We start from the raw sequence: 23,413 nt of genomic DNA on the forward strand, positions 1-23,413 counted from the left end.
GCAACCGGGGAGACCCGGACAAGCACGGAAGAAGAAAAGCACGGACGACCACGGAGATGCCGCTCAGCTGTGCTTAGCCGCGTCCGCCCGTCCGTCTGCACATTGCCGGCCCGGACGGACATGGATAAGCACGGCGTGAAGAGTCCCGTGGTCGTCCGTGCCCCAAAATCCCGTGTTCATCCGTGTTTCCACGCCTCTCCCGAAGGGAATAGGCCCGGCCACCGCGGATGGGCGCGATTTACGCCGCCTTGCGCTCGCGGCGCAAGGCCCATTTCACCGTCAGCCCTTCGGGTCCGCATTGTCCCTGCATCATGATCTGCCGGGTGCGGCGGGGCTCCTCCCCGCTACCGAGATAGACGCTCTCCGCCACCTCCAGCACGGCGCCGGTCACCCGCATGCGCCAAGCATTGCCGCTGGGAAGGCGCAACAGCACCTGATCGTTGCCGCCATTGCCCTGTGCCTGGACGGGAACGACTTGGACATTGGGGTGCAGGTGGAAGCGGATGGCGTAGGGCTGCGGCTGCGGGGTGGCGCCGATCACCGGCTCCAGCGTGTCCTCGCCGCGCAGATCCTCGCCATTGTCGGCCAGATAGACGCGGCGGCGGTGCAGAAGGCCGAAGCCCTTGCTGTAGCCGTTGTGGGTGGCCACCACCAGCATGGCCCCGTCCGATTCCTGGCGTTCGCAGCTGACATGCGTCGGCCTACGGCCGAGCCCGCCCTTCTCCAGCACCTCCGACGAGTTGGTGTCGGCGACCACCATGGTCGAGTGGGCGGAGGTGCCGGCCAGCGCCGCGCGCCAAGGGCCGCGCTGCGACGGGTGGCTGCCGCAATTGACGATCAGCCGCTCCTTGTTGACGGAAACCTCCATCGACAGGGTGCCGGCATGGGCGGTGCGGTCGAGCCCGACCGGCGGCGGCGCGCCGGTGTCGAGCAGAACCAGCGTGCGCCCGGCAAGCAGGCGCTCGAAGCCGGTGTGCGGCGCGCTTTTCAGCGGACGGCCACGGGCATCGGCCTGGGCCAGCACCGTATCGATCAGCGCCGGCTCTTCCTCCCGCCCGCCATTGAACAGGGCGAGTCCGCCATCGACATGGCGGAAGAAGCGCAGGGCCGGCGTCATGCGGTCTATGGCGTGCTGGAGGGTTTCTGGCACCTCCTCCTTCGCGACACGCAGGACCGCGCGCATGTCGATCAGGTCGCGCAGCACCCGCATCTGGATCGACGGGTTGCGCTCCACATGACCGCCGTCGGGCAGGATTTGACGGGGCAGCTCCTTGTCGAGCAGGCGCAACGCCTCCCGCGCCGCCTTGTCCTGGTCGGGCAGGCAATAGCCGCCATAGAGCAAGCCCTTGATCGCGCCGATCAGCCGCTCGCCGTCCAGCTTGGCCGGCGCCACCCGCAGGAGGTGGCGGAGCTGGCGGGCCATGCTCTCGAACACCCGGGCGCGGAACTCGTCGTCGGCGGACGCGCAGTAGAAATCATGCAGGCCGATCCAACTGGACAGCCGCATGCCCAGCACGTCGGGCGCCCAGCTCTGTGAATGCCAGCCACCGTTCTGGTCCAGCCAGGACCACACCAGCACCCGCGCGCGGCGCCGCGCGGTGTCGCCGCCGACCGCGCGCAAGTCGCGCAGCCATTCGAAGCCGTGTGCGGCGCGCAGCCAGCCTGGGCTGACGCCCTGGGGCCGCCAGTTGGGCACGCCGTTGGGGTCGACCATGACCGGCTGGCCGGCAAAGCTCATCCGGCCGGCCAGCATGGCGTTGCCGGTGTCGGTATCGCCCGGCCAGGGATCGGGCGGGATCACCGCCAGCGCGCCCGGCGCCTTGCCGCCCAGCATCAGGGCGTAGAGGGGGTTCCCATAGGCAAGGCGCGCCATGCCGCTGCGAAACCGTCCGTTCCCGTCGCCCATCTGCGCCGACTCCTTCAGGACCGCAAGCGGCGTCGGCAGCCGGCGGAGGGTGATGATGCGGTGCGGGAGAACGCGGACGGAAGCATGGCTCGTGTCGTATCAATTCGCCGCCCGCACCGCAAGACGGGGCTGGGATTTATCCCGCGGTGCGGACCGCAAAAGGCTTCAGTCCGGGCGCCGACGCAGGCGTGCCACGAAGAAGCCGTCGATCCCGCCGAGATCGGCCAGCATGCCCGGCAGGCTGCGGACCTCCCCCGCCTCGTTGATCAGCTCCGACAGGCCGCCAAGCTCGTCGGCGGTCACAGGCCAACGCTCCACCCGCTTGTCCTGTTCCAGCAGGCGGGCGACCTGCGCCTCCCCTTCCTCCGGCTGGATCGAGCAGGTGCAGTAGATCAGCGTGCCGCCGGGCTTCACCAGCCCGACAGAGCGGGCGAGCAGCCGCGACTGGGCACGGGCCAGCTTGGCGATGTCGTCCGGCGTCTTGACCCGCAGGATATCGGGATGGCGCCGGATCGCCCCCGTAGCCGAGCAGGGCGCGTCGAGCAGCACGGCGTCGGCCGGCTCCTCCGGCTCCCAGCTGGTGGCGTCGGCGGCCAGCACATCGGCCTCAAGGCGCAGGCGCTTCAGGTTCTCCGTCACCCGCTCCAGCCGGCGTGCCGAGCGGTCGATGGCGGTGACCCGAGCGCCCCGCACCACCAGCTGCGCCGTCTTGCCGCCGGGGGCGGCACACAGGTCGAACACCCGTTTGCCCGACAGATCGCCGAACAGCTTGGCCGGCAGCGAGGCAGCGAGATCCTGGACCCACCATTCCCCGTCCTCGAAGCCCGGAAGCTCGGTCACCGACCCGCCGGTCGGACGGCGCAGCGATCCGGTCGGCAGCAGGGTGGCGCCCAACCGTTCCGCCCAGCCCTCCGGATCGGACTTGACGGTGATGTCGAGCGGCGCCTCGTGCAGGTGCGCCTCGACGATGCCGCGGGTGCGGGCGGTGCCGTAGGCGGAGCGCCAAGACAGCCACAGCCAGTCCGGCGTGTTCAGCCGCCCGGCATCCTGCCGCGCCGCCATCTCCGCCCCTTCGCGCCCGATGCGGCGCAGCACGGCGTTGATCAGCCCCTTGTAGGGAGCGGCGTTGCGCGCTGCCGCCAGTTCCACCGCGGTGTCGACGGCGGCGTGGGCGGGGGTGTTCAGGAATACCAGCTGCGCCGTGCCCAGCCGCAGCATGTCGTGGATGGCCGCCTTGGGCAGGCCCGGCTTGGCGAGGCTGGCCTGGATCATCTCGTCGATCTGGCCCAGCCGGCGCAGGACGGTGGCGACCAGCAGGCGGACGAAGCCGCGGTCGCGCGGCTGCAATGCCGCCAGTTCGGGATGCGCGTCGAACGCGTCGTCGAAGGGGACGGACTTGCGCAGCACGTCGCGCAGCAAGTCGAGCGCAACGCCGCGGGCGGCGAGGGAAGTGTCGGTCATGTGTATGGATCTAGCGCGCCGGACGGCCAGTGTCGATACGGGATGCCCAGCGATTTCAAAAGCCCGTTGCCGGGCCGCGGCGGCCGGAAAAGCGAAGGGCCGGTGCGTTGCCGCCCGGCCCTTTGATCTTCGCTTTCACCGGAGAACTGGAGCGGGCGAAGGGATTCGAACCCTCGACCCCAACCTTGGCAAGGTTGTGCTCTACCCCTGAGCTACGCCCGCGCTCCCGTCGTCCGGGAGCCGCTTTCTACGGAAACACGGCCTCCGCCGCAAGAGGAAAATTCACCCTCCCCTCACTTTTTTCGCGACCTCTCCTTCCACCCTTGCTGCCCTCCCTTTCCGCACCGCGGCACCGGGCAGCTTGCGTCCCGGCAGCAGGGCGTTATGGTACGCCGCCATACGGCAACGGATGGAGATTGCGGCATGGCCGGCACCATCACCCTGACCCGCGATGGAGCGGTCGCGACCCTGACCCTGTCCAACCCGGACAAGCTGAACGCCTTCGACAAGCCGATGTGGCACGCCCTGATCGGCCATCTGGGGGCGCTGGAAGCCGATGAGGAAACCCGCGTCGTCGTCATGCGCGGCTGTCCCGGCTCCAACGGCGCCCGCACCTTCTCCCCCGGCGCCGACATCTCGGAATTCGAGAGCGAGCGCAACAGCCCGGAACAGGGGGCGAGCTACGGCGACCTGATGGACGAGGGGCTGGATGGGCTGCGGGCCCTGCGCCAGCCGGTTCTGGCCGCCATCGACGGCCCTTGCTGCGGCATCGGTCTGGCGGTGGCGCTGGCCTGCGACCTCCGGGTCTGTTCGGAGAGCAGCCGCTTCGGCGTGCCGGTCAGCCGGCTCGGCATCTCCATGGGACCGACGGAGTTGAAGCTGGTGGCCGACGTCGCCGGCGGTCCGGCGGCGCTGGAGATCCTGCTGGAGGGCCGCGTCTTCGGTGCGGCGGAGGCCAAGGACAAGAAGCTCGTCCACCGCATCGCCCCGGATGAAGGCTTCGAGGCGGAGATCGCCGCCACGATCCAGCGCATTGCCGCCGGCGCGCCGCTGGCTGCGACCCTGCACAAGCGCTATGTCCGCCGCCTGTCGGATCCGGCACCGCTGACCGAGGCGGAGGTCGCCGAATGCTACCGCTGTTTCGGCACCGAAGATTTCCGCGAGGGCTACCGCGCGTTCCTGGAAAAGAGGAAGCCGGTGTTCGCCGGGCGTTGACGTGATAAGGCTGGCGGCCTGATCAGGACGAGCCCATGAGGAGACTTACCGCGATGACGATCCATCCAACCGTTCGCCCCCTGCCGCAGAAGACCATCGGCGTGCTCGGCGGCATGAGCAATCAGGCCACCGGCGAATATTACCGTCTTCTCAACGACGGCCTGAATGCCCGGCTGGGCGGCTGGGACAACGGCGAGATCGTCATCGTCAGCGTGAATTTCGGCAACATCGAGCATTTCGTCCGCACCGGCGACTGGAACGGCGCCGAACGCTATCTTTCCGGCAAGGTCGATGCGCTGGAGCGGGCCGGCGCCGATCTGGTCATCTGCGTGTCCAATACCATGCACCGGGTGGTCGAGCCGATCATGGCCGGCCGCAGCATCCCCTTCATCCACATCGCCGACCCGACGGGCGAGGCGATCGCGAAGGCCGGGCTACAGCGGGTCGGCCTGCTCGGCACCGCGGCGACCATGCGGTCCGACCTGCTGGCGGAGCGGTTCCGCGACCGTTTCGGCATCGAGCTTCTGGTGCCCGACGAGGCCGATCAGGCCACCGTCGACCGCATCATCTTCGATGAGCTGGTGCGGCGCGACCTGCGCCCCGACTCCAAGGCCGAGTACCTGCGCATCGTCGAGGATCTGCGCCGCCGCGGTGCCGGGGGCGTGATCCTGGGCTGCACCGAGATCTTCCTGCTGATCGACCAGCCCGACCTGCCGGGCTTCCCGGTGTTCGACACCACGCGGCTGCACACCCAGGCGGCGGTGGACTTCGTCTCCGCAGGCGGGTGAGCCGCCTTGGACCACGCTTACGCATGGCAGGGCTTTCGCATGGACGATGGTCAATGCGGCGTGACGCCTCACATTCGTAGGGTTCCGCTCCCTGCCTGACGGTCCGTCATGTCGCGCGTCACCCCTCTGATCATCGCCTGCGCCCTGTTCATGGAGAACCTCGACTCGACGGTGATCGCCACCGCCCTGCCGGGGATCGCGCAGTCGATGGGCGAGGATCCGCTGCGGCTCAGCCTGGCGATGACCTCCTACATGCTGGCGCTGGCGGTGTTCCTGCCGGTCAGCGGCTGGGCCGCCGACCGGTACGGCGCCCGCACCGTCTTCGCCAGCGCCATCGGCGTCTTCATGGCGGGCTCCATCGCCTGCGGCCTGTCCAACGGGCTGGCGGAGCTGGTGGCCGCCCGCATTCTCCAGGGCATGGGCGGGGCGATGATGGTGCCGGTCGGCCGGCTGATCCTGCTGCGCACCGTGCCCAAGGACCAGCTGGTGACGGCGATGGCACGGATGACCCTGCCGGCGCTGATCGGGCCGGCGCTGGGGCCGCTGGTCGGAGGGGCGATCACCACCTACGCCTCCTGGCGCTGGATCTTCTTCATCAACGTGCCGATCGGGCTGGTGGGCATCGCCCTGGTGCTGGCGCTGATCCCCAACCTGAAGGAGGAGCAGCGCGATCCCTTCGACGCCCGCGGCTTCCTGTGGAGCTCCATCGCGCTGGCCGCCTTCATGTTCGGTTTTGAGAATGTCGGGCGCGACCTGCTGCCGGCCTACGCGGTGGCGATCCTGCTGGCGGTGGCGCTGCTGGCGACCGTCGCTTACCTGCGCCACGCCCGGCGGGTGGCGCGGCCGGTGCTGGACCCGTCGCTGTTCAAGTTGCAGACCTACCGGGCGTCGGTCCTGGGCGGCACCCTGTTCCGCATCGGCATCGGCGCGGTGCCCTTCCTGATGCCGGTGATGCTGCAGATCGGCTTCGGCCTGACCGCCTTCGAGTCGGGCGCCCTCACCTTCGCCGGGGCGGCGGGCGCCCTGACCATGAAGGCGCTGGCGGGCCCGATCCTGCGCCGCTTCGGCTTCCGACCGGTGCTGACGCTGAACTCCATCGTCAGCGGCGTGATCCTTGCCAGCTACGGCGCCTTCCGTCCCGACACGCCGCATCTGGTGATCCTGGGCGCGCTGCTGCTGGGCGGCTTCTTCCGCTCGCTGCAATTCACCGGCATGAACACGCTGAGCTATGCCGAGGTGCCGCAGCCGATGACCAGCCGCGCCAACACGCTGGCCAGCGTGATGCAGCAGTTGTCGATGAGCCTGGGCGTGGCCGTCGGCGCCACCGCGCTTCACCTGACCGTGCAGTGGAGCGGCGCGCTGACCCCGGCCTCCTTCGTTCCCGCCTTCCTGACGGTCGGGCTGATGGCCTGTGCCTCCAGCCTGCCCTTCTGGCGCCTCCCCGCCGATGCCGGCGACGAGATCAGTGGACATATCGGCCATCGCGGGCCGGATAAGCCGGCGGGCGATGCCCGCAGCGCGACGGTCAAGGCCGCCGCCCTGACCGACGCCGCGGATTAGCAAAACGGGGGCGAACGACCACCGACCCGTTTCCGAGCATCGCAAACATCCCTATCCATTTTGCGGATATAGAGAAATCGCTGGCACTTCGGATGAGAATAATTCCGGCGATCATGATTAATTTTCGTGCGAGTCAGGGTTGGTAGCGCGTGCGTTCCGGGCGCGTTCCCGCTATAAACATGCATGGCGGCCATGCGCCGCCCTCAAGATAACGGGAGGCTCCGGGCGGTTGCGCATCGGGGCGGGACAGCATGATGGATTGGGACAAGCTTCGGGTCTTCCACGCGGTGGCCGAAGCCGGCAGCTTCACGCACGCCGGCGAGACGTTGAACCTCAGCCAGTCGGCGGTCAGCCGCCAGATCAGCGCGCTTGAGGAAAGCCTGGGCGTTCCGCTGTTTCACCGCCACGCCCGCGGGCTGATCCTGACCGAACAGGGCGAGCTGCTTCACCGCACCGCCCGCGACGTCTTCGCCAAACTGTCGATGACCGAGGCGATGCTGACCGAAAGCCGGGAGCATCCGAAGGGCCCGCTGCGGGTGACGACGACCGTCGCCTTCGGATCGACATGGCTGACGCCGCGCATCAACGAGTTCATGTCGATCTACCCTGACATCCAGCTGACGCTGCTGATCGACGACGACGAGTTGGATCTGGCGATGCGCGAGGCGGACATCGCCATCCGCATGAACACGCCGCGCCAGCCGGACCTGATCCAGCGGCATCTGATGTCGATCCGCTTCCACCTCTATGCCAGCCAAAGCTATCTGAAGAAGAAGGGCTCGCCCAAGACGCTGGCGGAGCTGGACAGCCACGACCTGATCACCTACCCGCCCGACGTGCGGGCACCGATCCCCAACGTCAACTGGATCATGGAGATGGGCGATCCGTCGCCCAACCGGAAACCGATCCTGCAGGTCAACAGCGTCTACGCCATCTACCGCGCGGTGGAGAGCGGACTCGGCATCGGTGCGCTGCCCGACTTCCTGGTCGACAGCTTCTCCAAGGACGTGACTCGGATCCTGCCGGATGTCGACGGGCCGAAGGTCGACGCCTACTTCGTTTATGCCGAAGAATTGCGCCATTCCAAGCGCATTGCCGTCTTCCGTGACTTCCTGGTTAAAAAAGTGGCAGAAACTCCGTTCTAACCACGAACATTTTCAGTGATCTGTTAAGAGAATTGCCGAAAACGACAGCGCCGCTCCAACTTACCGGGGCGGCGCTGTCGTTTTCGGCATTTTTATTAGCTTTCTAAGGGACATCTGAAGCCATGCGTGTCTTGCATGGTAGATTTATACATTTATGCCTGGAAAGTTGGCAGCAGAATGGTCAAATTTTGATCGTTGGATGTTGCGACGCAGCATCTGATGTTTCGTCCCGGAGGTCTCCCCTCCGGGGTTGGGTCCTCGGACCCAGCGTCTCCCAGACGTGAAGCCTCCCTGTTCAACTCGCCGCTAATCCATCGGGTTAGCGGCGGTTTTTTTATGTGCACAGGGTTGGGGTCTCACCGGGGTCTCAGGATTGCTTCGCTTGGCGGGCTGGTCCTCCTCGACGCTGCCGGCAGCCCCGGCACGAGCGGGCGCTCGTCCATCTGCTGATCATGACGCCGATTGCCAACAGGACGGGCGCTTGACGGCCTCCTTGAACCTCCGACCGCCGCGCAGCGGCCCGAGGCTACCTGTTCTGCCGATCCCCTCGGCCCCACGGCGCGAGTCGCGGCTCCCGCTGCGCCAGGAGGCTTGCCCTCAGCAGCCGGCAGCGGCGGAACCGCAGCGCTCGCGCCGCATCTTCACCGCGTCTCTGCAGCGGCACAGCCGCGCCGCCACCGCGAAACCGCCGCAGGGGCATAGCGAATCGACCGCACTCCAGTCGCGCATCGGCAGCGCACACCGCAGCGCCCTACAGCTGCGGTACAGGGCGCATTCAGGGTGCGCTGGCGATGGCTTTCGGCGTGATCGGGGATGTAGGCGCAATAACGCAAACTGTTAGCAAGCCCGCCTCGAATGTCCCCGCGGCGGCCCCACGACGAGCGACATAACGCTGGCGACGTTGGCCAATTGGCGCGAGCGCCCGACCGGGGTGACCGATGTCGTCACCCTGGACGAGGGTCGAGAGGTAAGCAATCTACCGCGCTTGCAACATCCAGGAGGCGAGCTTCGCTGGCATCGTTTAAGCGGTAGCGCGGCGGCTTTTCCATCCTAACATTGCCTCATATTCAGACCCGCACCGCAACTCCATTCGCCTGTCTCCTGGGCAATCGACTAAAATCCCAAAGGAGAGAATTAAAATATTTCCCTAATTATACCGCGGTGTAAACTTTATAGATTGTCGAAAATTACATTTAGTTCCAAAATATATCATTTTTCTCTTTCTCAATCATGTAAAACAATAGGCAGTTTCCGCAATTAAATGCAGGAGACATTCGCTCAACGACAGAGAATGCACCATTTCGTTGATTTTTTTGCATGTTTCGTCTTAGCAACAAAGCGGAATGCACTCTATGATTGGGTGGCGTGGCCCATTGGTCGTAACGCTCACGCACTGATTGCAAGGTGAAACACCCATGCCGCCGTCGCCGTCCCCGTCCACTCTCGCGTTGATCCGCCAAAGCCTGATGTCGGGCGGTCGCCTCCCGGCAATGGTTGCGGCTCCCATCGCACTCGGCGTTTCGCTGGCCGGCAGCGCCGCATCGGCGGAAACACTGTCCACGGTTCAGAATCAGACTTTCGAGCCGACCGGCAGCAACATCCTCATCACCAGCACCGGCGGCGTGGTCGATAGCGGTACCGGCAACGTGTACACCGATCAGACCACCGGCGTGTGGGTCAAGTCTGCCGGTGGCTGGACCCTGACCAACCAGGGCACGATCAGGATTTCGGTCGACACGAACTTCTATCAGGCCGACGGCATCTACGGGCAGACCTACGGCACCGTCATCAATTCCGGACTGATCGACGTTCAGAAGACCTACGATGGCATCCTGTTCGCCAATTCGTCGGGGTCGCTGAGGTCAGTCGTCGAGAACACCGGGACAATCATCGGCAACTGGGCCGGCATCGAATCCTCCCACGCGCTCAACCTCACCAATGGGACGTCGTCCGACGGAGCGGCGCTGATCAAGAATGTCCGGTCGGCGACGGCTTACATGCAGACGGATTATGCCGCGGTCATGGTCGCCGGGCTAACCACGCCCTCCTTCGTCACCAACTATGGCACGATCATCGGCACCACCGACGCGCTCTCCGTCACCGGTGTCTCGACCATCGTCAATTATGGGACGATTGCCGCCGGAAACGGCTACAGCGCGATCAAGACCTACGGGTTCGGCGCCGGCAGCCTCATCACCCTGAAGGACGGCAGCGTCGTGGTCGGTGGCATCCAGGCCGGGGGCGCCAACCAGGTTCTGCGGCTGGAAGGCAGCGGCAGCCTGAGCGGATCGGTGTCCGGCCTGACCAGCCTGACCATGAGCGGAACCGAGTGGACGCTTGGCGGCGCGAGTTCGGCCACCACCACGAACCTCCAGGCCGGCACGCTGCGCGTCAACGGCTCGCTCACCACCGGGCTGCAGCTCAGCAGCGGCACGACGCTCGCCGGCACTGGAACGGTCGTCGGGAATCTGACCACCCCGTCCGGCACCACCCTGTCGCCCGGCGGCTCCAGCACGCCCGGCACCCTGACGGTCACCGGCAACTACACGCAGGACAGCGGCAGCACGCTGGCGATCCGGACGACCTCGTCCACCGCCAGCAAGCTGGCCGTCACCGGCACCGCCACAATGGGCGGCGCGCTGTCCGTCACTTCGGCCGGCAGCGGGTACGGTGCCAGCACGACCTATACCATCCTGACCACGACGGGTGCTCTGTCCGGTGCCTTCACCTCCGTCACCAACAGCGACGCGACGCTGACCCCGACGGCCACCTTCGACACGGCGAACAAGGAAATCAAGCTCACCCTGACCAAGGTGACCTCCCCGCCGCCTCCCCCGCCTCCCCCTCCGCCTCCCCCTCCGCCACCGCCTCCTCCCCCGCCTCCCTCTCCGCCGTCGCCACCACCTCCGCCGTCGCCCACCCCCGATCCGGTTCCGACACCCACGCCCACACCCACACCGACGCCCGATCCCACTCCGACGTCTCCGCCGCCACCTCCGCCCCCGACCGGCGTGATCGACACCAGCCGCCCAAGCTTCACCGACAGCGACAGTGCGGTCCAGGGCAGCACGGTCACCTTCGACGGCGGAACGCTGCGTCCGACCTTGCCGCTGACGGTTGGCCAATCGGTCATCGTGACCGATCAGGGCGGCACCATCACGCCCAACGGCAGCACCGTCACGCTCGCAGGTGCCGTCGGCGGCACCGGCGCGCTGGCCGCGTCCGGTCCCGGCACTTTGGTCGTCTCCGGACAGCTCGCCAACGCGGGCGGACTGTCCGTCACCAACGGCGCGGCCCTGACCGTCGCGCAGAGCGGCGTGGTCGCCGGCGGCACGCTGACGGTGAACAGCGGCGGCAATGCCACGGTCGGCGGCATCGTCGCGGTGCCGGTGACGGTCGCCCGCAACGGCACCGTCACCGTGGCCGAGGGTGGCGGCGTCGGCGGCACGCTGACGGTCGAGGGCGGAACCCTGACCGTCGCCCCCTACGGCGCGGTCAACGGTGCGGTCACCGTGACCTCCGGCGGCAACGCCACCCTGGCCGGTGCCGTCATGGCTCCGGTTACGGTCGGCGAAGGCACCGTCACCGTGGCCGCCACCGGCAGCACCGGCACGCTCACCGTGGGGAACGGCGGGGTGGTTTCCGTCAACGGCGTGGTCGCCGGCTCCCTCACCACCAGCGCCGGCTCGACTTTCAGCGGCGGCGGCACGGTCCGTGGCCCGGCGACACTTTCCGGCATCCTGTCTCCAGGCAACTCGCCCGGCGTGCTGACCTTCCAGTCCGCCGTGACGCTGACCGGCACCAGCGTGCTGCGCGCCGAAATCGACGGCCCGACCGCCGGCTTCGGCGCCGGTCGGCACGATCAAGTCCGGGTACAGGGAGCGTCCTTCATCGCGGCCGGCACGCTGACCCCCGTGCTGCGCGACATCAGCGGCGACGCCACCAACAGCTACACCGCGACGCTGGGGCAGAGCTTTACCATCGTCCAGGCGGATGGCGGCGTGTCCGGCAGTTTCGCCGCTGTGACGCAGCCGGCGGCGGGGCTGGAGGCCGGAACCCGCTTCGATACGCTGTACGACGCCACCGCAGTCCGGCTGGTGGTCACCCCGGCCAGCTACGCGGTCCGCGGCGGCACGTCCAACCAACGGGCCGCCGGTGCGGCGGTCGACGCGCTGCGCCCCGCCGCCGGGGCCCGGTTGGACGGCGCCCTGGATGGTGTCGCCGCCCCGCTGTTCGGCGGCCTCTACGGCCTGTCGGGCAGCGGCATCGCCGGGGCGCTCGACCAACTCTCCGGCAAGCTGCACGCAGACACGTTGGCCGCCGACCGAACCAGCCGCCGCCTGTTCGGCAGCGCGGTGGAGAGCCGTCTGTCGGCGCTGCGCAGCGGCGAAGCGTCGTCGTCGGGCGTTCGGCTGGCCGGCGGCAGCAACGGCACGGTCGCCGTCGGTGAGACCGGCGGGACAAAGGGTTCCGGCGGCATCTGGGGACAGCCGCTGGCAGCCTATGGCCGGACCGGTTCGGACGGCAACGCCGCCGGCACCACCGAGCGGATCGGCGGCTTCCTGTTGGGCATGGACCGCAGCTACGAGAATGGGATGACCGGCGGCGTGGCGCTCGGCTACCTGCGCAACCGCGTCAGCTCCCGCGACGGGCTGGGCAAGGCCGATGTGGACAGCTATCAGGCGACGCTCTACGGCTCCTGGAACCTGCGCGGTTCGGCGGACAGCCCCTTTGTAGAGGGTGCCATCGGCTACGGTTACGCCCGCTACGATGCGTCTCGTGCCATCGCCTTCGGCGGGCTGGCGCAGGGCGCCGGCGCAACGGCGGACGGCCATGATTTTTCCGTCGAGATCGCCGCCGGACACCGCATGGGTTTTGCCGGCTCGGACAGCGTCTGGATCGAGCCGCGGGCCGGCCTGCGGTTCGACCGCATCACCCGCGAGGCGTTCCGGGAATCGGGCGGCGGCGTGGCGCTGGACATCGAGGCGGCGGGCTGGAGCAGCCTGCGCAGCGCGGTTGGCGTGCGTACCGGCACTGGCATCACGGTCGGCGGCTGGCGCCTGTCGCCGAACGCCGCCCTGGCGTGGCAACATGACTTCGCGGACGCGACGGCGACCACCACCAACCGGTTGGGCGGTGCGGCCTTCACCGCCGACGCCAGCAAGCCGGGCCGCGACGCCCTTGTGGTCGGCGCCGGGCTGGGTGTGGTTCTGACCGACCGGATGAGCGCCACCATCGACGTCCAGGATGCGATCCGCACCCGTGAGAACAGCCTGTCGGCCACCGCCAGCCTGAAATGGAAGCTGTGAAGGACCTGACGGCGGTGCGCGGAATCGTCTTCATGGGCATGCTGGGCGCGCTTCCGCTCCTCGCGGGCGTGGCGCCCGCCGGCGCCGTGGAGCCGGGCAGGACCTTTGGCGACTGGCAGACCGAATGCGAGACGCCCACCGACGGGAAACCGCGTTGCTTCCTGTCGCAGACCCGCGTGGTGGAGAACAAGGAGTTGAAGCAGGCGACCCGCATCCTCAAGGTGTCGGTCGGCTATTTCGCACCGGACGGCAAGGGCGTGATGGTCGTGATCCTGCCGCTGGGCGTCGACCTGCGCGCCGGGGCGGCGCTGACCATCGACGACGGCAAGCCCATGCCCCTCACCTACCAGCAGTGCCTTCAGGACGGCTGCCTCGCCAACGCCCCGATGGACGAGGCAGCCCTGACCGCGCTGCGCCGGTCCAAGGGGGCGCAGGTCACGGTCCGTCCCTATGGCGGCGCGCAGAACGTTGCTTTTCCGATCTCGACCAAGGGGGTTACCGACGGGCTGGCCGCCCTGAAGCCCTGACCGGGTTGCCGGTCACCGCAGCCACGGCACCGTGGACCGCCTCGTCCCAGCACCCGGGCGCCGGCTGCCGGTGCAGGGTGACGGTGGGGTACCAGGGCGTGCCGCTACGGCCCAGCAGCCAGCGCCAGTCCGGTGCGTGCGGCAGCAGGACCGCTGTCGGACGTCCCATCGCCCCGGCAAGATGGGCAACCGCCGTATCCACGCAGACCACATGGTCGAGCTGCGCCAGCACCGCCATGGTGTCTGCAAAGCTCTCCAGCTCCGGTCCCAGATTGACCAGCGGCGCCGTGCCATAGATGCACGCGGACTCGGCCTGCGCCGGCCCCTTCTGGAGCGACACCAGAACCGTCCTTTCCAGTGCCAGGAGCGGCGACAGCCGCGCCAGCGGCATCGAGCGGCTGCGGTCGTTTCCGTGGGTCGGTCGCCCGGCCCAGACCAGCCCGACGCGGCGGTAGCCGCGGGGCAGCAACCCGTCCAGGCGCCACTTCCAGCGCTCCACCCGCGCCGGCTCGGCCCGCAGATAGGGAACCGCGGCCGGGATCGTCCCCACCACCGTGCCGAACAGCCCCGGCAGGCTGGACAGCGCCGCCCAGGCGTCGAACGGCGGCGCCTCCTCCCAGGCGCTGAAGGCCCGCTGCCCGCCGGGAAGGGAGCGGATCACCGGCAGCATGTCCGGGCTGCAGGCGACCGCCAGACGCGAACAGAGCGCCGCCGCCATCGGCAGGTATCGCGCGAACTGTATGCTGTCACCGAAGCCCTGATCGGCGACCAGCAGAAGGGTGCCGCCGGGCATCGGATGCCCATCCCAGGGCTTCACACCGGCGTGCCCGTGTCGCTTCTGGATCGTGGGTGGAAGCGGCGGCGGCACGCCGGGAAGGCGCCAGCGCCATTCATACTCGCGCCAGCCCTCCTCCAGCCGTCCGGAGAGCAGGAGCCCCTCGGCCAGTTCGAAATGCGGCTCCGGCCAATCCGGGCGAAGCCGGACGGCCCGCCGCTCGCAGGTGATCGACGCCTCGATCTCCAGCCGGTCATAGAGCGCGATGCCCAGATTGTACCAGCCCGCCGCGTCGCCGGGATCGAGTGCCACGGCACGGCGGCCGTGGACGGCAGCCTCGTCCAGCCGGCCCTCGCGGCGGTGGATTTCGCACAGGTCGCTGTGGGATGGCGCGAACGGCATGGCGGCGGCTACAGGCTGTAGCCCAGCCCGTGGATGACCGGCTCCAGGATCGGGATCACCGGCTTCAGATGGGCCATATAGGCACGGTAACGACCAATGGATCGGCCGTGGAGCTTCTCCGCGACCTGGGCGTGGCTGGGCGTGCGGGCAAAGCGCCGGTTCTCCTCGAAGCGCAGGCAGCGCCGGTCGAACCCCAGCCTGAGGAAACCCAGCAACCGCCGCACCGCCGGCTCCGGCTCGCGCACCAAATCCTCGTAGCGCAGCGGCAGGTAGCGCAACGGCATCTCGCGCCGGTAATGCTCCACCAGATCGAACACCCGCAGGACGTGGCGGGCTGCCGTCTCCGGATCGTTGGCGCAATGGAAGCCGTGGGTCAGGTTGGTCCCCATCATCGACAGCACCACGTCCAGCGGATGGCGCAGCACATGAACGACCGGGGCGGCGGGAAACATCAGCGCGATCAGGCCGAGATGCGTTTCGTTGAAGGGCATCTTGTCGGTGAACAGCGTGTGGCCGGGCTTGACCGGGACCAGCTTGCGGGCATGGCGCAGATAGGCGTCGCGCAGTTGCTCCAGCCCGTCGCGCTGGTCGCCCATCCAAAGCTCCGACAGCGCTTCTGGATAGGTCAGCGGGCTGCCCAGAATCTGCGGCAGCGCCTGGACCACCGCGCCGAGGGACGGCAGTTCGTCCCCCGCAGCGACGGCGGGGTGATAGGACAGGATCTGCTCGACCAGCGTGGTGCCGGAGCGTGGGGCACCCACGATGAAAACCGGCTGCGTCCCGGCGGCGGCTCCGGCTGTGGCCCCGGCTGTGGACGTGTCCAATCGCGGCATCAGGCGCAGGCGAGGCGCGACGAAGAAGGCGGCGAGGCGCGCGATCAGATCCACCGCCGGCTCCTCGCCGTAGCGACGCCCGGCCTGCCGGAGCAGAGCCTTGCCGGTGGCGAAAGCGGCGAACGCCTCATCGTGGCGGCCCATCCGGTCGAGAATGCGTCCCTTCTCCAGCAGCGCGTCGGGATCGGCGCCATGCCGGGCCGCTGCGGTGTCGAGCACCGCCAGCGCCTGCTCCGGATCGCCGCACCGGGCCAGCAGGGCCGCCGCGAAGGTGTTGACGCCGCGATGGCCGGGATCGAGACGCCGGGCGCGCCCCACGAAGCGTTGCGCGGCGGGGAGATCGCGGGCCGCATCCTCGGTCTGTGCCCAGCCGTGCCATGTCAGGGCGATGGACGGGTGCAGGGTCGCGGCCAGCCGGTAGGTCCGCCGGGCATCGTCCGGTCGGCCCTGCTGCGTCAGGGCCCAGGCGAGATTCGCCACGGTCGCAGCGTCTGGCGGCGCCAGGGCCAGCGCACGGCGGTAATGGAACTCGGCAGCCTGCGGCCGGTGGGTATCGGCCAGCACCAATGCCATCAGCAGGTGGGAGCGTGCGCTTTCCGGTGCCAGCCGGACCGCATTGCGAGCATGGAATTCGGCCTCCGCCGCGCGGCCCGTTCGGAACAGCAGCCCGGCAAGCTCCTGCGTCACCGGAACGTCATCGGGTGCGGCCCGTAACCGCCGCTCCAGCGCCGCGGCGTCGGGGTTGGCGCTTGGACGGTCGATGGGCATGGTCGGCATTAGGGGGGCGCCAGGAGGGTTGGACGCCCGCATGGGGCTTGGTTCGACAGAGGATAGTGAAGAGCCTGGACTACGGCAATCCTTGGCTGATCGACTATCCCAAGATGGGTTGTCGACTGGTCCTCTGCCGCAGAGGCTCGCATTCCTTCATCAGCACTGCCCGCCGGCAACGCCTCCATGTCGGCTGGAACCCCGGTGCGCTCCGGGTGAAGCTCGTAGACGTCGTCAGCATCCGCCAATGCAGGAAGGGCCGCCCCACAGGACGGCCCCTCGCTTACAATCGACAATCAAGCCCACAGGCGGGCCAGGCTCGGCTTCAGGCCAGTTCGGCCGTTTCGATCTGCTCGGCGCGCTTGTTCACGTTCTTGCGGATTTGCTCCAGCGCGGCCAGCGGGATGTCGATCTTCACACAGGGTTCCTGAATGCGCGGGTCGTCTCCCGGATACAGCGCCTCATACTCGGCAGCGTTGTCGTAGGCCTGACGGTTGTCGGCTTCGAGATAGGTCTCGACCGGCAGCCCTTCGGCGTACATGCCGTCATGGCTGTCGAGTTCAATGTGGAAATACTCGATCTCCTCCATCGCATCCACCTGCCGGATCGACGAGCCGTTGATCAGCAGACGGGCCGAAACACCATAATCGCCGATCAGCAGCGCATGGCTGGGGGAGATATAGAGATCGCGGGACGGCATGTTCCGGGCGATGGCGTCACGGGCGATCCGCACCGGCAGATGGACCTTGCGCAGATGCTCGGTATCGAAGGACGAGCCCGCCAGCAGACGCCGGCCGATCCAGCGGATCGAACGGAACTCACCGCTCACCGACGACTTGATCATATCGCCGATCTTCAGGCTTTCGACGGGCACTTCGCCCAGCATGGTATGAACGTAAGTGCCGCGGAGGATGCAGGTCGGAGTCGGGATCGGAGCCATTGAGTGGGAAGTCCCATTTCGGTTTGAGAAGCCCTCCGCCTGCCCTCCCGGATTTTCCAGGATCGGGGATGACGGTGGTAAGTCTGGAAGGTTACCCCCCTATGCAATTCGTGGGTGTGCGAAGTTGTGCAAATTTACGACCACCCGTGACCAATTGCCTCAGTCCCTTGGATGTGACCGATCCCCTTCACCGCTCCGGGCAGCCACCGCCTTCGTTCCGTGACGGTTGCGGCATTTCGTCCCCGTCCTGCCCCTCCAGCGCTTCGCGGGCAATGGCGAGGATGTTGTCCAGACGGATGACCAGTTCGTTCTCGCACAGGGCGGAACGTGCCGCAGCCGCCTCATTCATGATCGCACGCAAGGCTTCTTTCCGTGTCATGCCGTCCCCCGATCCGATATCGATCCCACGATGCCCGCCCGGCCTTTCGACAGCTCCCCGCTCGGAGGGCCGTTTTCCCTGTGAAGAACTTCACAGCACGCACCCCGTCGTTTCGCATACCCATTTATGCATCAGCAACGGAGGGCTCTCCCATGCACATGCGCAACATCAGGGTGAACGGCAAGCGGACCAGCATGAAGCTGATGCCGGTGGAGTGGGAGTCGCTTGAGGAAATCTGCGCCCGCGAATTCATGACGATGAGCGAGCTGGTGTCGAAGATCGATGCCGAACGCCAGGACTGCGACAATCTCACCGGCTGCGTCCGTGTCTATGCCCTGTGCTACTTCCGCAAGGCCGCCAACCTGTCGGAGCCGATGCCGCGCCACCGCCACACCGCGGCCGTGGCCTTCGCAGCGGAGTGACGGCGTAATGCGGCCGTTCCGTCCGGCATAAGCGGTTCGCCGAAGCGGCGCCCGCCGGGTTCGTTCCATCGGACAGGACCGCTGGCGAGGCCGCCGCCGGCACACCATGTTCGACGCAGGCCCCGTTCCGGCGGCCGACCTCTCTCTTTCGCGTCGACCGAAGCGGTGTGCCAATGCAGGATGCCCACCAGTTTCCCGTCTACAGCGTCGGTGAGCGGCGGGCCGATGCGGTCGTTCATGCCATCGGCGTCACCGCCGGCCTCGCCGGCTTCGTCTGGCTGCTGAATGACGGTGTGTTTTCCGGCGCCGTGCCGGTCCACACCGCGCTGGCGCTGACCGTCTACGGACTGGGTCTGTTGGGGATGCTGACGGCCTCGGCCGCCTACAACCTCGCCCCGCCCGGCTTCGGCAAGGCAGTGCTGCGGCGGATCGACCATGCCATGATCTTCGTGATGATCGCTGGTACCTACACGCCCTTCACGCTGGGGCTGGGCCAAGGGATCGGGCTGGGCGGCGCCGTGTGGGGCGGGGCCGCCTTCGGCGCCGCGTTGAAGCTGCGCTTTCCAGGTCGCTTCAACCGGCTGGGGCTGGCGCTCTATCTTGGACTGGGCTGGGCAGTGGTCACGGCGCTGGAACCGCTGGGATCGGCATTGTCGGCGCCCGCCCTGTGGCTGCTGGTCGCCGGCGGGCTCGTCTACACCGTCGGCGTCGTCTTCCATCTGATGGATCGCATGCCCTACAACAATGCCGTCTGGCATCTGTTCGTGCTGGCCGCGGCCAGCTGCCATTTCGCCGCAATCGCAGTCGCTTTTCTTTGACCGCCTTCTCTGATTGCCGCTCCACGGAATTGCCGTTGCGGCAGAGGACAAGCCGCAACGGATTCCGTATCTTCCGCGGATCACAGTCCCAGGAAGGCATGATGGGCCGGGCAGAGAAAAACCGAGCGGCTATGGACAGGCGCAAAAGTGGGAGGCCGTCCATCGGCGGCGCGATGCTCGCAGGGGCGGCAGCCGCACTCTCGATCATGGTGGTCGGCGGGGCCGCAAGGGCGGAGCCGTCCTTCGACTGCAAGGCGGCCTCCACACCGGTGGAAAAGGCGATCTGCGCCGATCCCAAGCTGGCCGATGCCGACCGGGAGATCGCCGATCTCTACAAGTCGCTGCAGGATTTGTCTGGCACCGCCGACCGTGACCGGCTGCGGGCGGAACAGCGGTCCTGGCTGGCGCAGCGCAACCAGTGTGCGACCGCCGCGGCACCAAGCCCCTGCCTCGGCCCGGTGCTGGATACGCGGCGCACCGCGCTGTCCGAGTCGATGCCGAAGGCGGTCGCCGCGATGTCCGCCATCGTCGACGGCATCCCCGGCGATCCGGCCGGCGCCGCCAAACGGCTTGGCGAAATCCGCGGCGAGCTGGGCAAGGGATGGAACGCCTACCTGCTGCGCTTCGGCCCCTCCCCCGACCGCGCGAAGGCGGAGGCGCTGCTGCGCGAGGCCATCGCCGGCATCGAGGATTCCTACGCCCGCGAGACGGCATCCGGGGTCGATCTCGCCACCGACGACGGCTTCCTCACCGCTCTGCGCGTCGTCAGCGACGAGGTGGAGATGGCATGGCCCTGTTCGGTGATGGAAAAGCGGGGAGCGGCGGCCTGGAAGGCGATGGAACCGCTCTATGGCAGCAACCGCGACAATTTCGGCGCCTATCCCGCCTGCCCCGACGACAAGGCCCTGCTCGCCACTCCCGCCTGGAAGGCGGTTGACGACCTGCTCGCCCCGATGCTGGAGGCGGCTTCCAACCGCACCGGCACCATCCGCTTCGCCACCTACCGCCAGATGGGCATCGACCGCATGAAGTCGGCGGTCGATCCGCGCCTGTTCCTCGCCGATCAGGGCGCCGATCAGGGCGCCGATGCCCCGCAACTGCCCCAGCTGGTCAAGGATGCCTCCGGCTGGTCCAACCCGCGCTGGATCGCGCCCGGCTGGGGCGACAGCCTGCGCAAGGGCGTGGACGGTGCGGTAACGGCCTGGACGCCGCAGATCGCCACCCGCTACGGCATTCCCGCCGCCGAGGCCCGCAAGATCGCCGAGGCGGTGGCCGCCCAGGGGCTGAATGGCAGCATCGGCCTGATCACCGACAATCTGGAGCTCCAGAAGGACACCCGCCTGCCGGACTGGCTGCGCGGCAGTTGGAGCTGGAGCGGCGGCGGGGCGGAGGACCCGCCCTTCAACGCCCCCGCCGGGAAGGCGCGCATCGACGAGACCGGCATCTGCATCGGCAACGAATGCACGGGCTATGATGTCGCCGGCCAGGGGGAGGATGCCGTCTTCGACCCCAAGGAGGTCCCCGGCGGGGTGAAGCCCGCCGCCAACGCCGCCAGCCAAGCGGTCAGCCTCGCCCCGGTATCGGCCGGCGGCAGCCTGACCGTCGTTCCGCTTGCCGGCGGAAATCTGCTGGTCACCGGCACGGCCAAGCCGGTGGTGCTGAAACGCGAAGGAAAATAGACAGGCACCGGCGCCGTCCTTCTCCCGGGAACGCGAAAGCCTTGCCTGCATCGTTCGGGTAAGCGACACTTCGCGGCGCGTGCTGCGGTTGCGGAACCGCACGCGGCTTTCCGGGGGGAGGCATGGCACGGAACCTCAAGGCGCTCGGGTTGTGGCGCACCGCGCTGGTCGCCAGCGTCCGCAAGGACGCGCCGGACCTGTCGGCGCGGCAATTGGCGATCCTTCTCCAGGTTTATCTGACCGACCCGCCGCACACCGTGCGCGGTTTGGCGTCCCTGCTGAACATTTCCAAGCCGGCGGTGACCCGTGCGCTCGACCGTCTGTCGGTCCTGGGCTTCGTCAAGCGCAAGCGCGATGCCGAGGACAAGCGCAACGTGCTGGTCCAGCGCACCGTGAAGGGCAGCGTCTATCTGTCCGATTTCGCCGAACTGGTGATCGCCGCCGGCGCCGTCGCACCGGAGGACATGGCCCGCATCCAGGCCGACGAGCAGTTGGCCGCCGCCGCCAAGGCAAGGCTGGAGGCGGAGCTGCAGGAGGTCCCGGCACGGGAGGCCGCCCCGCTGGAGGTCTCCGCGCCCTGACCGGTCCCCTCCCCTGTCCGAAGGGGAAGGGAACTGCGTCTTACAGCAGCGCTTCCAGAACGCGGTCGGGCGGGGCGTGGCCGTCGGTGAAGGTCTTGATGTTGATCACCACCTTCTCGCCCATGTCGATGCGGCCTTCGATGGTGGCGGAGCCCATGTGCGGCAGCAGGACAACATTGTCCAGCCGCAGCAGCTTCGGGTTGACCGCCGGCTCATGCTCGAACACGTCCAGGCCGGCGCCGGCGATCTCGCCCTTCGACAGCATGCGGGTCAGCGCCACCTCGTCGATCACCTCGCCGCGCGAGGTGTTGACGATGTAGCAGTGCGGGCGCAGCAGCTTCAGCCGGCGTTCCGACAGCAGATGGTAGGTGGCCGGCGTGTGCGGGCAGTTGATCGACACGATGTCCATCCGCGCCAGCATCTGGTCCAGGCTGGACCAGTAGGTCGCCTCAAGCTCCTGCTCCAGCTCCGGATGGACACGGCGGCGGTTGTGGTAGTGGATCGACATTCCAAATGCGCGCGCCCGCTTGGCCAGCGCCGAGCCGATGCGGCCCATGCCCAGGATGCCCAGCCGCTTGCCGCTGATGCGGTGGCCCAGCATGGTGGTCGGCCCCCAGCCGGTCCACTGGCCGGAGCGGACCAGCCGCTCGCCCTCCGCCACGCGGCGCGCGGTGGCCAGCAGCAGCGCCATGGTCATGTCGGCGGTATCCTCGGTCAGGACGCCGGGGGTGTTGGTGACGACGATGCCGCGCTCGCGCGCCGCCTTCAGATCGATGTGGTCGACGCCGGTGCCGAACGAGGCGATCAGCCGCAGCTGCGGCCCGGCGGCCTCGATCAGCGCGCGGTCGATGCGGTCGGTGACGGTGGGCACCAGCACCTCGGCGATGGTCATCGCGTCCTGCATCTGGGCGGGGGTGAGCGGCACGTCGTCCGGATTGAGCCGGGTGTCGAACAGCTCCATCATGCGCGTCTCGATGACGTCCGGCAGCTTGCGGGTGACGACAACGAGCGGCTTCTTCTTGTCGGTCATCGGTGCTGGTCCTCCCTTGCCCCGGCTGCCCGCATCTGAAGGTCTCGGCACAGGCTGCTCCGGTCCATGGTTGCCATACCAAGCGGTCGTTGGACTGTCCAGAAGTCCGTCGCGAAAGGCCACCCTGCGGCAAGCCGGCCGCACCGTCCGATTGGGGGTGGCGGCGCTTGCCCTATCGAACGGGTGGTCTCTATAGTGCGGCCCGGTTTGCCCTCCCCTGTCCCTGTTCCGGTGCCGCCATGCCTGTCCGCCGCCGCTCCGTCTTCGCTGCTCTGGCCCTGATCGCGGGGTTGGGGGCGGGGCTTTTCGCGGGCGTTGAGGGCACGGCGCTCGCCGCGGAGGGGAAGGACCCGACCCACGCGTCGGGCCTGCCGATCCCCCGCTTCGTCACCGTGCGCGTCGGCGAGGTGAACCTGCGCTCAGGCCCCAACGGCAGCTACCCCATCGAATGGGTGTTCAAGCGCAAGGACATGCCGGTGGAGATCATCCAGGAATTCGACACTTGGCGCCGCATCCGCGACTGGGAGGGGGCGGAAGGCTGGGTACACCAGAGCGCGCTGTCCGGACGCCGCGGCGTGCTGATCGTCGGCCAGACCCGCGCGATCCATGAGTCGCCGCGCGGCGACAGCGGCGTGGTGGCGCGGGCCGAGCCCGGTGTCATCGGATCGTTGAAGAAGTGCCGCGACGAGTGGTGCGAGGTCGATGTGAAGGGCTATCGCGGCTGGATGAAGCGCGCCGATTTCTGGGGCACCTACCCCGGCGAGAAGATCGAGTAGCCGGTCCCGTCATTCCCAGGTGCAGATCGGCGCCGGCAGGGCTTGAAGGCGGGCGGGAAAGGCCGTACGGTCGCGGCCTTACCTTTCTCTTCTGCAAGA

At 67.9% G+C, this 23,413-nt stretch carries 18 protein-coding genes and 1 tRNA gene; 11 read left to right on the top strand and 8 right to left on the bottom strand.

Translation table 11 applies throughout. The annotated features are described in order from the left end of the window. Positions 1-238: 238 nt before the first annotated feature. The 3 genes from ACWPN8_RS14795 to ACWPN8_RS14805 form a co-directional block, all read right to left on the bottom strand. Positions 239-1,906: a heparinase II/III family protein gene (locus ACWPN8_RS14795; RefSeq protein WP_109448501.1), complete on the bottom strand. Its 1,668-nt coding sequence runs from the start codon at positions 1,904-1,906 to the stop codon at positions 239-241. Positions 1,907-2,071: 165 nt separating this feature from the next. After that, positions 2,072-3,367, bottom strand: a complete 1,296-nt coding sequence (locus tag ACWPN8_RS14800; RefSeq protein WP_492241248.1) for an RsmB/NOP family class I SAM-dependent RNA methyltransferase — start codon at positions 3,365-3,367, stop codon at positions 2,072-2,074. Positions 3,368-3,514: 147 nt separating this feature from the next. Further along, a tRNA-Gly gene (locus tag ACWPN8_RS14805) sits at positions 3,515-3,589 on the bottom strand. Positions 3,590-3,790: 201 nt separating this feature from the next. Here ACWPN8_RS14805 and ACWPN8_RS14810 point away from each other — a divergent pair. From ACWPN8_RS14810 to ACWPN8_RS14835, 6 genes are all read left to right on the top strand, one after another. Continuing rightward, positions 3,791-4,582 carry an enoyl-CoA hydratase/isomerase family protein gene (locus tag ACWPN8_RS14810; RefSeq protein WP_492241249.1) on the top strand — a complete coding sequence of 264 codons (792 nt, stop codon included), beginning with the start codon at positions 3,791-3,793 and terminating at the stop codon, positions 4,580-4,582. A gap of 53 nt (positions 4,583-4,635) precedes the next feature. Then, positions 4,636-5,370, top strand: a complete 735-nt coding sequence (locus ACWPN8_RS14815) for an aspartate/glutamate racemase family protein (protein WP_492241250.1) — start codon at positions 4,636-4,638, stop codon at positions 5,368-5,370. A gap of 108 nt (positions 5,371-5,478) precedes the next feature. Next, the gene (locus ACWPN8_RS14820) at positions 5,479-6,930 is read left to right on the top strand and encodes a DHA2 family efflux MFS transporter permease subunit (RefSeq protein ID WP_109448509.1); all 1,452 of its coding nucleotides are present in this window, start codon (positions 5,479-5,481) and stop codon (positions 6,928-6,930) included. Positions 6,931-7,184: 254 nt separating this feature from the next. Beyond that, the gene (locus ACWPN8_RS14825) at positions 7,185-8,075 is read left to right on the top strand and encodes a LysR family transcriptional regulator (protein WP_109448511.1); all 891 of its coding nucleotides are present in this window, start codon (positions 7,185-7,187) and stop codon (positions 8,073-8,075) included. A 1,490-nt stretch (positions 8,076-9,565) separates the two neighbouring features. Continuing rightward, the gene (locus ACWPN8_RS14830) at positions 9,566-13,384 is read left to right on the top strand and encodes an autotransporter domain-containing protein (protein ID WP_492241251.1); all 3,819 of its coding nucleotides are present in this window, start codon (positions 9,566-9,568) and stop codon (positions 13,382-13,384) included. Next, complete coding sequence (locus ACWPN8_RS14835; RefSeq protein ID WP_492241252.1) at positions 13,381-13,911, top strand: invasion associated locus B family protein; 531 nt, start codon at positions 13,381-13,383, stop codon at positions 13,909-13,911. Before ACWPN8_RS14830 ends, ACWPN8_RS14835 begins: the two co-directional genes overlap by 4 nt. Here ACWPN8_RS14835 and ACWPN8_RS14840 read toward each other — a convergent pair. From ACWPN8_RS14840 to ACWPN8_RS14855, 4 genes are all read right to left on the bottom strand, one after another. Further along, entirely contained in the window at positions 13,880-15,088 is a 1,209-nt protein-coding gene (locus ACWPN8_RS14840; protein ID WP_109096638.1) for a glycosyltransferase family 9 protein, read from the bottom strand. The genes ACWPN8_RS14835 and ACWPN8_RS14840 overlap by 32 nt on opposite strands. Positions 15,089-15,096: 8 nt before the next feature. After that, positions 15,097-16,698 carry a tetratricopeptide repeat-containing sulfotransferase family protein gene (locus tag ACWPN8_RS14845; RefSeq protein ID WP_492241253.1) on the bottom strand — a complete coding sequence of 534 codons (1,602 nt, stop codon included), beginning with the start codon at positions 16,696-16,698 and terminating at the stop codon, positions 15,097-15,099. Positions 16,699-17,014: 316 nt separating this feature from the next. Beyond that, positions 17,015-17,629 carry a Hint domain-containing protein gene (locus ACWPN8_RS14850; RefSeq protein WP_109096636.1) on the bottom strand — a complete coding sequence of 205 codons (615 nt, stop codon included), beginning with the start codon at positions 17,627-17,629 and terminating at the stop codon, positions 17,015-17,017. Positions 17,630-17,816: 187 nt separating this feature from the next. Continuing rightward, positions 17,817-18,008, bottom strand: coding sequence for a hypothetical protein (locus ACWPN8_RS14855; RefSeq protein ID WP_146208017.1), 192 nt, complete (start codon positions 18,006-18,008; stop codon positions 17,817-17,819). Between the two features lie 152 nt (positions 18,009-18,160). Between ACWPN8_RS14855 and ACWPN8_RS14860 the strand changes: the two genes are divergently transcribed. The 4 genes from ACWPN8_RS14860 to ACWPN8_RS14875 all read left to right on the top strand — a co-directional run bounded on the left by ACWPN8_RS14860 (position 18,161) and on the right by ACWPN8_RS14875 (position 21,508). Further along, a complete protein-coding gene (locus ACWPN8_RS14860) occupies positions 18,161-18,430 on the top strand; it encodes a ribbon-helix-helix domain-containing protein (protein WP_098738887.1) in 270 nt (89 codons plus the stop codon). Positions 18,431-18,603: 173 nt separating this feature from the next. Then, positions 18,604-19,248 (top strand): PAQR family membrane homeostasis protein TrhA, encoded by a 645-nt coding sequence (gene trhA / locus ACWPN8_RS14865; protein WP_247872846.1) that lies wholly within the window; start codon positions 18,604-18,606, stop codon positions 19,246-19,248. A gap of 131 nt (positions 19,249-19,379) precedes the next feature. Beyond that, complete coding sequence (locus ACWPN8_RS14870) at positions 19,380-20,927, top strand: lysozyme inhibitor LprI family protein (RefSeq protein WP_492241254.1); 1,548 nt, start codon at positions 19,380-19,382, stop codon at positions 20,925-20,927. A gap of 122 nt (positions 20,928-21,049) precedes the next feature. After that, positions 21,050-21,508 carry a MarR family transcriptional regulator gene (locus ACWPN8_RS14875; RefSeq protein ID WP_492241255.1) on the top strand — a complete coding sequence of 153 codons (459 nt, stop codon included), beginning with the start codon at positions 21,050-21,052 and terminating at the stop codon, positions 21,506-21,508. A gap of 40 nt (positions 21,509-21,548) precedes the next feature. Here ACWPN8_RS14875 and ACWPN8_RS14880 read toward each other — a convergent pair whose 3' ends face one another. Then, on the bottom strand, positions 21,549-22,538 hold the full coding sequence (locus tag ACWPN8_RS14880) for a 2-hydroxyacid dehydrogenase (protein WP_109096633.1): 990 nt from the start codon (positions 22,536-22,538) through the stop codon (positions 21,549-21,551). A 239-nt stretch (positions 22,539-22,777) separates the two neighbouring features. Between ACWPN8_RS14880 and ACWPN8_RS14885 the strand changes: the two genes are divergently transcribed. Then, positions 22,778-23,314 (top strand): SH3 domain-containing protein, encoded by a 537-nt coding sequence (locus tag ACWPN8_RS14885; RefSeq protein WP_492241256.1) that lies wholly within the window; start codon positions 22,778-22,780, stop codon positions 23,312-23,314. Positions 23,315-23,413 lie beyond the last annotated feature (99 nt).

The sequence above is a fragment of the Azospirillum sp. UENF 112521 genome (assembly GCF_058780665.1).